Source organism: Psychroflexus sp. MES1-P1E (assembly GCF_002836055.1).
In the GTDB taxonomy this organism is placed as follows: Bacteria; Bacteroidota; Bacteroidia; order Flavobacteriales; family Flavobacteriaceae; genus Psychroflexus.
Genome location: NZ_PJBS01000307.1, coordinates 23,361 through 34,983 on the forward strand (window position 1 = coordinate 23,361; position 11,623 = coordinate 34,983).

An 11,623-nucleotide genomic window follows, 5' to 3' on the forward strand; every position below is an offset into this window, starting at 1 on the left:
TTTTTTTATGTGAAATAAATTTATTTTTTATCTTCTTGTTTCTTCTTTTGTTGTTCAGCAGCTTGTTCCATAATATTTTGAAATCTTTGGCCAATCTTCCCTTTTTTCTTTTTGGGTTTTTTCTTCTTTTCTTCAATCTTAGCGAGAATCTTTTTATCATCTATAATGACATGTTTTATAACCAGCATAATCCCAATGGTAATTAAGTTAGAGATAAAATAATAAAGAGATAAACCACTCGCATAGTTATTAAAGAAAATAAGCATAATGAACGGCGCAAAATACATGATCACCTTCATATTCGGCATTCCAGGCTGAGAGCTTTGTTGCATGTTTTGTCCAGCAGTCATTTGGGTATAAAAGAAAATGGCTATAGACGCTAAAATAGGAAACAAACTCACGTGGTTTCCATACGCAAAAGATACCAATGGAATGTAGGCATCCCATTCGAAAATTACATCGTAACTCGATAAATCATCCGCCCATAAAAATCCTTTTTGCCTTAGATCAAAAGCACTCGGGAAAAATTGAAAGAGCGCATAAAAGACCGGTATTTGTAACAAGGCAGGAATACAACCTGCTAATGGGCTTACTCCGGTTTTGCTATACAGCTTCATGGTCTCCTGCTGCTTTTTCATGGCATTGTCCTTGAACTTTTCGTTGATCTCATTGATCTCTGGTTTCAAAACTTTCATTTTGGCTTGAGATACGTAAGATTTGTAAGTAATAGGGGATAAGACAATTCTTACGACGATAGTCATGACGATAATAGCAAGACCATAACTAGGCAAGCTACTACTTAAAAAGCCAAAAAACGGAATAAAAATATATCTGTTTATCCAGCCGAATAATCCCCAACCTAAAGGAACAATTTCATCTAATTTACGTTCATAAGAACTCAAAACATCAAAATCTGAAGGGCCGTGATACCAATTCATGGTTTCTGAAAACTCTCCGTTATTTAATTTTATGGGAACTTCAGCAAGGAAATTTTTTGTAAAAACCGTATCAATCTGTTCATCCTGAACTAGGTTTAGCGAAGTCATTTTTCCTTTTTCAAACGGAGTATCTGTTAATAAAACCGATGTAAAAAAGTGCTGTTTAAAAGCTATCCAATCAATAGATTCATCTTCTTCTACAGCCTCGTCGCCTTGCCCTGTATAATCGTCCTTTTCATCTTCATAGAGGTATTTAATTTCTGTATATCTGTTTTCATAAGAAATACTCTTAGCTTTCCTTAGAACTTTAACTTTCCAAGATAAGTTAGCTTGATCGGAAGAAACCACACTGTTTAAGCCTTGAGAGCGGATCTTAAAATTCATCATGTAATCCTTCGACTCAAGTCCATAATAAAATTCTAGAAACTCAAGATCGGAGACTTTAGCACGCATAGTCAAGACTTGATTTCCATTTTCAGTGGTAAGATTGGGCTCAAAGTAAAGATCACTTGTATTTATGACACGACCATCGTTGGTTTCAAATTCAATATTAAAATTGGCATTTCCATCTTTTATGAGATAAACAGGATTGCCTTTATAGGTATCATATTGTTTCATTTTAGCTTCAACAATCTGTCCACCTTTGTTGCTAATCTCCAATTTTATAACTTCATTTTCGATGGTGGTCACTGCGTCATCTTTAGCAAAATCTTGCAAAGCAGAATAAGCAAAAGCGCCATAGTCTCTTCTGGCAAGCTCGCTATTTACTGAATCTTGGAGGTTGCTAGCCATTCCATTTTCCTGTGATCTTTTGGGAGTTTGCTTTGAAGTAGAAACAGGATCTGTTGAGGTATTGGTTTCAACTTGGTCTGTAGTATCTTGTTCAGGAATTATGTCCTCATTAGGATTCATGTACATTACCCCAATCAGAATTAGCCCTATAAGTGCAAATCCAATAATAGAGTTTTTATCAAATGTCTTTTTTTCTTCCATTGACTATATATTGTATATTTTGATTTTACAAAATCTTTGCAAAAATCAGCATTTTGTTTCAATTAAGAAAGATTAATCTAGGATTATTTGCTAAGGTGATCCCATTATGATTGATGACTGTGTTTTTTTGCAGCTTTTATAAAACTTAAAAACAAAGGATGCGGAGTCGCTACTGTGCTTTTATACTCTGGATGAAATTGTACTCCAACAAACCATGGGTGATCTTCGAGCTCAATAGTTTCAACAAGTCCCGTTTGTAGATTTTTACCTGAACAGATTAAGCCATGGCTTTCTAGATCACTTACGTATTTATTATTAATTTCATGTCTATGTCTGTGGCGTTCTGAAATTTGAGTAGTTCCATAGATTTCAGCTAACTTAGAGCCAGGTTGAAGTTCACAGTCCCAAGCCCCTAGTCGCATTGTGCCTCCCATTTGTTGAATGTCCTTTTGATTCTCCATAAGACCGATAACTGGGTGTGGAGTTCTTGGATTCATTTCTGTTGAATTTGCCCCTTCCAGTCCCAATACATTTCTAGAAAATTCTATCACAGCCATTTGCAAACCAAGGCAAATGCCTAAAAATGGAATCTTATGTGTCCTAGCATAATTAACGGCATTTATTTTACCTTCGATGCCACGCTCACCAAAACCTGGTGCTACCAAAAGTCCATCGAGTTGATGGAAGATAGTTTCATTGTGCTTTTTCTTTTCCGAGTTGATCCAAACGACCTTCACCCTTACATCGTTGTAGGCTCCTGCATGAATAAAAGATTCTAAAATAGATTTGTAAGAATCCTGAAGATCGACATATTTACCTACAAGTCCAATAGATAACTCTTCTGTGGCATTTTTAAGTTTATCGACGAAGAAGTTCCACTTATCGAGGTTGGGAACTATATTATCTTCAAGATTAAGTTTTTTAAGGGTAATCGTATCCAGTCCTTCTTCTGCCATTAGGTTAGGAACATAGTAGATGGACTCAGCATCGATAGATTGGATGACGGCCTCTTTTTTGACATTACAAAATAAAGCTATTTTGTTACGGATGTCATCGTTGATTTGATGCTCGGTTCTACACACCAAAATTTCAGGAGAGATTCCACTTTCCATCAGTGTTTTGACGCTGTGCTGAGTAGGTTTTGTCTTCAATTCCTTGGCAGCAGATAGATAAGGGATTAGAGTAAGATGAATGACTAAGGAATTGTGATCTCCAAGTTCCCATTTTAGCTGTCTCACAGCTTCTATATATGGTAAAGACTCTATATCTCCAACAGTACCTCCAATTTCAGTGATAACAATATCGTAGGAGTTATCTTGACCTAAGATCTGTATACGTTCTTTAATTTCATTGGTAATATGAGGAATCACCTGAACTGTTTTTCCTAAGAAATCTCCTCTTCGCTCTTTATCGATCACACTTTGGTAGATTCTACCGGTGGTGACATTATTGGCTTGTGAGGTATTTACGTTCAAAAAACGCTCGTAATGGCCAAGGTCTAGATCGGTTTCAGCTCCATCCTCAGTGACAAAACACTCACCATGCTCATAAGGATTCAGAGTCCCTGGATCGATATTGATATAAGGATCTAGTTTTTGGATGGTAACTTTGTAGCCTCTTGCTTGAAGAAGTTTAGCTAAAGATGCTGCGATTATTCCTTTCCCTAAAGACGAAGAAACACCGCCTGTTACAAAAATATACTTTGTATCGGCCATTTGTGTCAGAAGTTTGTGACTATATGGGATGCAAAAATATCATTTAATTTTTGCATAAGAAGATAAAAACCTTAAAATAATTTCAATTTGTATTTCTGATTTTTCTCAAAATAAACTCAAGTCCATTTACTTTCATCTCTAATACTTCTTGCATTTGTTGCCCTAGCTTATTTTCAGGGAAACCTTTTCGTTTATACCAAATAAGATAGTATTCTGGAATGTCTGCCAGATAGTAACTCTTGTATTTGCCAAAAGGCATTTTAGCATGAGCAAGTTCGTTAAGGTGTTTTTTCTGAAAATCTGGAGTCATAAGTGAAACATTAAAGATTATAATGGTAAGAATCTTGCTCAAAGCTAAGTTGCTAATAAACCTTTTTAAATTATTGCAGCCAACTATTAAATTATTACTTTTGTGCTCCAAATTTATATCATAAAACCTGATTATGAATCTACATGAATATCAAGGCAAAGAAATATTAAGCAGTTTTGGTGTCGGCATCCAAAAAGGAATCCTTTCCAAAACTCCTAAAGAAGCTGTTGAAGCTGCTAAAAAACTCACTGAAGAAACCGGAACTGGGTGGCATGTTATAAAAGCTCAAGTTCATGCAGGTGGACGTGGAAAAGGGGGTGGAGTTAGGCTTGCCAAAAACCTTAAAGAGGTAGAGCAGATAGCAGAAGAGATTTTAGGAATGCATTTGGTAACCCCACAAACCAGTAAAGAAGGTAAGGAGGTGCATCAAGTTCTTATTACAGAAGACGTTTATTATCCAGGGGATAATGAACCAGAAGAATATTATATGTCTGTTTTATTAAACAGAGCTACAGGAAGAAATATGATTATGTATTCTCCAGAAGGTGGAGTCGATATAGAAAGTGTAGCAGAAAATACACCAGAAAAAATATTTACTGAAGAAATAGATCCTGCTACAGGTATTCTGCCATTTCAAGCTCGTAAAATTGCTTTCAACTTTGGATTAGAAGGGAAAGCTTTTAAAGAAATGACCAAATTCGTTACTTCTTTATATAAAGCTTACGAAGGTTGTGATTCTTCATTATTCGAAATCAATCCTGTTTTGAAAACCAGTGATGACAGAATTATAGCTGTAGATGCTAAAGTAACTTTAGACGATTCAGCGTTATTTAGACATAAAGATTATCAAAACATGCGCGATACGCGTGAAGAAGATCCTACAGAAGTTGAAGCTAGAGAAGCTGGTTTAAGTTATGTCAACCTAGATGGTAATGTTGGTTGTATGGTCAACGGTGCTGGACTTGCCATGGCCACTATGGATTTAATTAAATTTGCTGGAGGAGAACCGGCTAACTTCCTAGACGTTGGAGGTACTGCTGATGCAAAACGTGTTGAACAAGCTTTTAAACTAATTCTGAAGGACAAAAAAGTAGAAGCTATCTTAATCAATATTTTTGGAGGTATTGTAAGATGTGACCGAGTTGCTAAAGGTATTATTGAAGCTTACAAAAACATGGGTGACCAAATAAATGTTCCTATTATTGTAAGGCTTCAAGGAACCAATGCTGAAGAAGCTGTGAAATTGATCAACGAAGCTGGAATTAATGTGGAAACTGCAGTTCAATTTAAAGAAGCTGCGGATAAAGTACAAAAAGTTTTAGCTTAAGCCATAAACTCATACAATCTAAAAGCCCCTTATATTCGATATTCGGGGCTTTTTTATGCTTAAATTTTTATCTTTTCCTTTTTAGAGTCTACTTCCAGAATATAATCTCCTAGATAGTCAGCATCCTTTTTGGTGCCTCCTAAAGTGGCAGAAGCTCTAGTATGTAACCAAGGCAAACCAATAAAATATAAACCATCGATATTGCTTACTCCTCTATGATGTATAGGGTAGCCGTTTTTGTCTAATTCCAAACCTTCTATCCAATCAAATTTTGGCCGATATCCTGTAGCCCAAATTATATTTCTGACATCGGTTAATTTTGCTTCTTCTGTTACGATTTTATGAGAATTAGCATTGAGGGCTTTTCCGACTGGAATGACATTTTCTTTATGTAGAATCCCTTTTACATCCACTCCTATAATAGGTTGTTTAGATTCACTTATCTTTTTTCCTAACCAAGACGTTTTGCTAAAGCTTAAATACCTCGTCTTAGTGAACCACCACCATAAAGTTTTACCTAAAAATTCCCGTGGTAAAGTTTTAACTTCTGTATCTCCGGAAAAATAGACGTCTCTATCCGTATTGGAAATTTCGTCTAAGATCTGATATCCAGAATCTCCTGCTCCAACCACCATCGCTTTTCCGTCTTGCAACTGACTTGGATTTTTGTAATAATCGCTGTGAATTTGAAAAATAGAAGCCTCTATTTTTTGGTAAAATGGGGGTATGTAAGGAATATGAAATGGTCCTGTAGCTATGATGACTTGCTCTGCTTCATAAAATCCATCTTCGCACTTGACAACAAAATAATCAGATTTATCTTGAATTTCTGTGACTAAAGTATTGAATTCAACAGGAATATTGAAGGTATCCACATAGTGCTTAAAATACTCTGCAACTTCATATTTATCTGGATAATGTCCTTTTGGTTTTGGAAATTCAAGACCTTTTAAATTGTTAAACTCAGAAGGCGTAAATAAAGTTAGAGAGTCCCACCTCTTTAACCAAGAGGCCCCTACTTGGCTTTCTTTATCTAAGATTACATAATTTTTTTTTAACTGTTTAAGCTCATAAGCCATAGACAAGCCAGCTTGCGCAGCGCCAATAATTATAAAATCCAACATTATTTTTCATTTTTTTATAAGGTACACTGAAACGGACTTATATCCAAATAGCTAAGGTTTTATTCTTTGATACAGTTTAAAGTATTGATTATAAATATAGAGTATCAATACGCCAAAACTTACGGCGACTACAATCAAGATGGTATTGATAATATTATCTGCAGAAAATGAAAGTTTGATAAGAATAGTTGAAATAACAAATCCTGAATTACGAATAACTCTGCTAAATTCTTCAGTTTGAAGAAATGAAAATAGTAGTAATAGCACATCTATGAGGATTAAAACAGTAAAGAAGTCATCAAAGAAAATGGTATTCACTGTTTTGATAGAGGTAGATGAGTAATCGGTACTATTAAACGTTTCAAAAAGCCAGCTTCCAAGAGAAAAAATGGCGAGAACGACAATAACTGGAACTAAAATAGTTGCAAAAACATTCTTTACTTTAATGTGGGTCTTAGTCTTATTGGTCAATTCTTCTTTTTTAACCTTATTTTTAGCATTTAGTCTATAAAATTGAAAAATCAAGAAAAACAAGATTAAAGTTGCTATTAAATCTATGGTGAATTGGATATCACCTTCTATGGAAAACCAATCGGACGAAAATTCAAGATTCGATAAATCGTAAAATATTTTCCGAATCAATATCAGAGTAATAATTTCATATTGCTTACCAATGTAATTGGTAATGGATTTAGGAAGGTAGAACACCAAAAGGTAAACCTCGTAAATTAGGATAATTGAGAAAGGGGTATAGATAGCAGATATGGGGCTAATAATTAAATTCCCATCATATTTGCCTATATCCAAGATATTGAAATCAATAAGTCCAATAACCACTAAGTGGATTCCAAAACTTACGATAGCTACAATAACAATTACTTTCTCTAATTGTTCTTTTAATTTCTCTGAGAGGAAATAAGAATTTAAAAATTTAAAAGACTCTTTGAAGCTGAAATTTGACATATTTAAAGGTAATCAAATTGTTAAATAAGACTTAATAAAAAATTATTATTTAAGAATTAATATTTTCCATGATCATTTTGGCGTGAATTCTAGAGTTTTCTATAAACCATTTATGGGTCTCCATACCACCACATATGACACCTGCAAGATAAACACCTTTTAGATTGGTTTCCATGGTTTGCTGATTATAGTCAGGTATTGAAAGGCCATCGTCGCTTAAGGCCACCCCAATCATTTTAAGAAACTCAAAGTTTGGGCGATACCCAGTAAGAACAAGTACAAAGTCATTTCCTATTTCTTGAACATGGCCCTGGTCATCTTTAAATTTTACGTAATCCTTTCCGACTTCTGTTAATTCAGAATTGAAATAAGCCTTGATACTGCCTTCTTTAATTCTATTCAGAACATCTGGTCTTACCCAATACTTTACGCGTTCCCCAATTTGCTCACCTCTTATGATCATAGTCACATCTGCACCTTTTCGATAAGTTTCTAGGGCTGCATCTACAGAGGAATTACTCGCTCCCACAACGACAAGTTTTTGGGTAGCATAATAATGGGGATCTTTATAATAGTGAGAGACTTTATCCAACTCTTCTCCAGGAATATTAAGGTGATTTGGAATATCGTAGAACCCCGTTGAAACCACTATATTCTTGGCTTGATAATCTGCTTTGCTAGTAGATATCCTAAAGAAGCTTTTGTCCTTAGTTACTTTTTCTACTTTTTCAAATAGGTTAATGTGGATTTGCTTGTAGTCTATGATCCTTCTGTAATATTCCAACGCCTCCTGTTTTGTAGGTTTGTTGTTATTACTTACAAATGGAATTTCATCTAGTTCTAATTTTTCAGACGTAGAGAAAAAAGTCATTTTGTCTGGATAATTATATAGGGAGTTAACTAAGGCTCCTTTTTCTATAATAATATAAGAAAGATTCTTTTTTTTAGCTTCTATTGCACTAGCTATACCTATGGGTCCACCACCAACAATCAACACATCGTAAGTCATAGTCTATTTATTTATAGAATTTTTAAGGTTCAAAATTGTTTCTTCTGGATCATCACTTTTAAAGACATAGCTTCCAGCTACCAAGACATCTGCTCCACAGGCAATGAGTTCTTCAGCATTCTTACCGGTGACTCCTCCGTCAATTTCGATCTTAGTATCAGCCCCTTCCTCAAGAATCAGTGCCTTGAGTTGTTTTATTTTTTTGTAAGTACGTTCAATAAAGTGTTGTCCACCAAAACCAGGATTCACACTCATAAGGCATACCATATCTATGTCATTGATACAATCTCTCAATAACTCTACATTGGTATGAGGATTTAAAGCAACACCAGCTTGCATTCCATGATTTTTAATGGATTGTAAGCTTCTGTGCAAATGTGAACAGGCTTCGTAATGAACTGTAAGCATATTCGATCCCAAATCTGCAAACTCCTTTATATATCGATCTGGATCAATAATCATGAGGTGTACATCGATGAATTTTTTAGCATGTTTGGAAATAGCTTTTAAAACGGGCATCCCAAAAGAGATATTAGGCACAAATACACCATCCATAATATCGATATGGAACCAATCTGCTTGACTCGTATTTATCATTTCTATATCACGTTGTAAATTGGCGAAATCTGCGGCGAGTATAGATGGGGCTATAAGTTTATCACTCATGACTTAAATTTTGATACAAAAATAAGGTTTTAGTCGGGGAAGTTGTTCATATATTCACAAAAACCCCTTGCGTTTAAGAGCTGTTTAACTGTATTTTGCAACTTGATTAAACGATAACGATGTTGCAAACTTTTGTTCATTACGCAAATCATTTTTTAGTGATTTTTTTCATTGCTAGGTTGTATACTCCTAAACACGTTTGGAAAAGCTATTTGGTTTTATTGACTACAATGCTTGTTGATATAGACCATTTATGGGCAATTCCTATTTTCGATCCCAGCCGATGTAGCATAGGCTTTCATACGTTTCACTTAGAAATAGCGATTCTAATTTACATCCTTATCTTCATATTTGTAAAGAATAAATGGGTGAGGCTGATAAGCATAGGCTTAATATTTCATATGATTACAGATGCCATTGATTGCATTTGGTCTAACTTTGATTGTTTTCTGGATTATTTTATATGGTGATGAATTATTTTATTTTATGAAGCTGCTCTATCTTTTTTTTCTTCTGACTAGCATAACTACCAGCTTAAATGCTCAAGAACGAAATTTGAAACTTATAGATAGTTTAACCTTGCAAGCAGATCGCTTTTGGGGAGTGGATGTTTACGATAGATTTTACTTTTCTGAAAGAAATGTTTTTTATAAGACTGAAAACAAGCAAAAGTTTCAATTTCAAGATTTACAACTCGGTGATCTCGAAAGTGTGGATTTATTAAATCCTCTAAAAATTCTTTTGTTTTATAAAGAAGCCAATACCATCGTAATTTTAGATAATCGGTTAAATGAAATAAGCCGTATTAATTTCGGCGTTATTTCAGATTTTAAAACAGTTGATTTCGTGGGTGTTTCTAAAGATAATTCACTGTGGATTTTTAATGCAGATATCCAGCAATTGGAATTGTTCGACTATCAAAATGAACTTACACAAAACACCTCATTACCCATAAATCTGGAGATCTTACATTTCAAAAGCAATTACAATTTTTGTTGGCTTCAGCATTCAAACTCATTTACAAAGTATAATATCACTGGAAGTGTCGTGGATAGATTTAGTATGGAAGGAGCAATATCCTTTGCGACATTTAAAAGTCAAGTGATGGTACAAACTCAGTCGAGTTTGGAATTGTTTGAAAAGGACTCACGTCAAAGAACCTCTTTTAAAAAACCTAAAATTACGTTCAATCAATTTTATTTCAATGCCCAAAACCTTTATATTTGCAGCGATAAAGTACTTTACACTTACAGATTAACCGCCGTAAATAATTGATTATATGCACGTTGCAATCGCTGGAAATATTGGAGCAGGAAAGACAACTCTTACCAAACTTATAGCTAAACATTATAATTGGAGAGCAGAATACGAAGATGTTATTGAAAATCCCTTTTTGGAAGATTTTTATGAAGACATGAAACGATGGTCTTTTAACCTTCAAATTTACTTTTTGAACAGTAGATTTAGACAAATTCTCGAAATTCGGGAAAGCAATACAGACATTATTCAGGATAGGACTATTTATGAAGATGCTTTTATTTTTGCTCCCAATTTACATGCGATGGGTTTGATGTCTAATAGAGATTTCAAAAACTACTCCTCATTATTCGACCTTATGGAGTCTGTTACAGAGGCTCCAGATTTGCTGATCTATCTTAGAAGTAGTGTGCCTAATTTGGTAAAGCAAATTCAAAAACGCGGTCGCGATTATGAGAATTCTATTTCTATAGATTACCTTAATAAGTTGAACGAGCGCTATGAAGCTTGGATTCAATGTTATGATAAAAGTAAACTCTTAGTCATCGATGTTGATGATCTTGACTTTGTTGATAAGCCAGAGGATTTGGGGTTGATATTTAATAAAATCGATGGTGAAATTCACGGCCTATTTTAACGGTCTAAAATATTCTTGAGTTTGGGCTTAAAATAATGGAGTCCTTTTAAAACTTTGCCATCTTCTCTGTAAATCGGTTTTCCATTTTCATCTAGTTTGCTCATGTTGCTTCGATGTATTTCTTCAAAGACTTCCTCTATTTTATAATGCATGCCATGGGAAATGATGGTTCCGCATAAGATGTAAAGCATGTCTCCTAAAGCGTCTGCAACTTCTACAAGATCACCTTGAGAAGCTGCTTCTAGATATTCTTCATTTTCTTCTTGCATCAGCTTGTAGCGAAGCATGTTTTTATCAAGTCCAAGATCTGCTTTTTGGACTTCTGAAACATCAAGTCCGAAAGCTTTATGAAATATTTTTACATGTTCTAATGGCTTTTTCATAAGATTTAAAAGTATTTTTGTGAAAAATATAAAATTATGTTTACTCCAGGGCGTATTGCCTTTATCATTTTCTTTGTAGTGGTGTTTGTTTCCATTATTATTTATTCATATATCAAAGATAGAGGACTTCATAATAAGTATTATAAAGGAAGTCTGTTTGTGTTATTGGGTTTTTTTACATTTATTATCTTACTTATCCTTTTAAGATTTTACTGGAGAGAAGAATCCATCTTAGACCTCATCAAAAATATAATGGGAAGTTCTTAGGTTTCTTAAATATTATTTTAACTTTAGAAAAAAT

Annotated in this window: 13 protein-coding genes; 5 read left to right on the plus strand and 8 right to left on the minus strand. The window is 34.3% G+C overall.

Annotation, left to right across the window (positions count from 1 at the left end):
• Positions 1-20 precede the first annotated feature (20 nt).
• The 3 genes from yidC to CXF67_RS10440 form a co-directional block, all read right to left on the minus strand.
• Positions 21-1,931 (minus strand): membrane protein insertase YidC, encoded by a 1,911-nt coding sequence (gene yidC, locus CXF67_RS10430; RefSeq protein ID WP_102088687.1) that lies wholly within the window; start codon positions 1,929-1,931, stop codon positions 21-23.
• Between the two features lie 104 nt (positions 1,932-2,035).
• Complete coding sequence (locus tag CXF67_RS10435; RefSeq protein WP_102088688.1) at positions 2,036-3,646, minus strand: CTP synthase; 1,611 nt, start codon at positions 3,644-3,646, stop codon at positions 2,036-2,038.
• A gap of 82 nt (positions 3,647-3,728) precedes the next feature.
• Positions 3,729-3,956 (minus strand): DUF3820 family protein, encoded by a 228-nt coding sequence (locus tag CXF67_RS10440; protein ID WP_102088732.1) that lies wholly within the window; start codon positions 3,954-3,956, stop codon positions 3,729-3,731.
• A 133-nt stretch (positions 3,957-4,089) separates the two neighbouring features.
• Between CXF67_RS10440 and sucC the strand changes: the two genes are divergently transcribed.
• Entirely contained in the window at positions 4,090-5,283 is a 1,194-nt protein-coding gene (gene sucC / locus CXF67_RS10445) for an ADP-forming succinate--CoA ligase subunit beta (RefSeq protein ID WP_102088689.1), read from the plus strand.
• 59 nt (positions 5,284-5,342) lie between these two features.
• Here the strand turns inward: sucC and CXF67_RS10450 are convergent, their stop codons facing one another.
• The 4 genes from CXF67_RS10450 to rpe are packed head-to-tail and all read right to left on the minus strand — an operon-like array spanning position 5,343 to position 9,045.
• On the minus strand, positions 5,343-6,407 hold the full coding sequence (locus CXF67_RS10450; RefSeq protein WP_102088690.1) for a flavin-containing monooxygenase: 1,065 nt from the start codon (positions 6,405-6,407) through the stop codon (positions 5,343-5,345).
• Between the two features lie 51 nt (positions 6,408-6,458).
• The gene (locus tag CXF67_RS10455) at positions 6,459-7,370 is read right to left on the minus strand and encodes a hypothetical protein (RefSeq protein WP_102088691.1); all 912 of its coding nucleotides are present in this window, start codon (positions 7,368-7,370) and stop codon (positions 6,459-6,461) included.
• Between the two features lie 49 nt (positions 7,371-7,419).
• A complete protein-coding gene (locus CXF67_RS10460) occupies positions 7,420-8,379 on the minus strand; it encodes a YpdA family putative bacillithiol disulfide reductase (RefSeq protein ID WP_102088692.1) in 960 nt (319 codons plus the stop codon).
• 3 nt (positions 8,380-8,382) lie between these two features.
• Complete coding sequence (gene rpe, locus CXF67_RS10465) at positions 8,383-9,045, minus strand: ribulose-phosphate 3-epimerase (protein WP_102088693.1); 663 nt, start codon at positions 9,043-9,045, stop codon at positions 8,383-8,385.
• A gap of 119 nt (positions 9,046-9,164) precedes the next feature.
• Between rpe and CXF67_RS18480 the strand changes: the two genes are divergently transcribed.
• From CXF67_RS18480 to CXF67_RS10480, 3 genes are read left to right on the plus strand one after another with little or no spacing between them, the layout of a single operon-like run.
• Complete coding sequence (locus CXF67_RS18480; protein WP_102088694.1) at positions 9,165-9,515, plus strand: DUF6122 family protein; 351 nt, start codon at positions 9,165-9,167, stop codon at positions 9,513-9,515.
• The gene (locus CXF67_RS10475) at positions 9,457-10,320 is read left to right on the plus strand and encodes a hypothetical protein (RefSeq protein WP_257984665.1); all 864 of its coding nucleotides are present in this window, start codon (positions 9,457-9,459) and stop codon (positions 10,318-10,320) included. Before CXF67_RS18480 ends, CXF67_RS10475 begins: the two co-directional genes overlap by 59 nt.
• A 4-nt stretch (positions 10,321-10,324) precedes the next feature.
• The gene (locus CXF67_RS10480) at positions 10,325-10,939 is read left to right on the plus strand and encodes a deoxynucleoside kinase (RefSeq protein ID WP_015025329.1); all 615 of its coding nucleotides are present in this window, start codon (positions 10,325-10,327) and stop codon (positions 10,937-10,939) included.
• Here CXF67_RS10480 and CXF67_RS10485 read toward each other — a convergent pair.
• Entirely contained in the window at positions 10,936-11,322 is a 387-nt protein-coding gene (locus CXF67_RS10485; RefSeq protein WP_102088695.1) for a pyrophosphohydrolase domain-containing protein, read from the minus strand. The two genes, CXF67_RS10480 and CXF67_RS10485, sit on opposite strands and share 4 nt — an antisense overlap.
• A gap of 36 nt (positions 11,323-11,358) precedes the next feature.
• Here CXF67_RS10485 and CXF67_RS10490 point away from each other — a divergent pair, with 36 nt between their 5' ends.
• A complete protein-coding gene (locus tag CXF67_RS10490) occupies positions 11,359-11,589 on the plus strand; it encodes a hypothetical protein (protein ID WP_015025331.1) in 231 nt (76 codons plus the stop codon).
• The last annotated feature ends 34 nt before the right edge of the window (positions 11,590-11,623 follow it).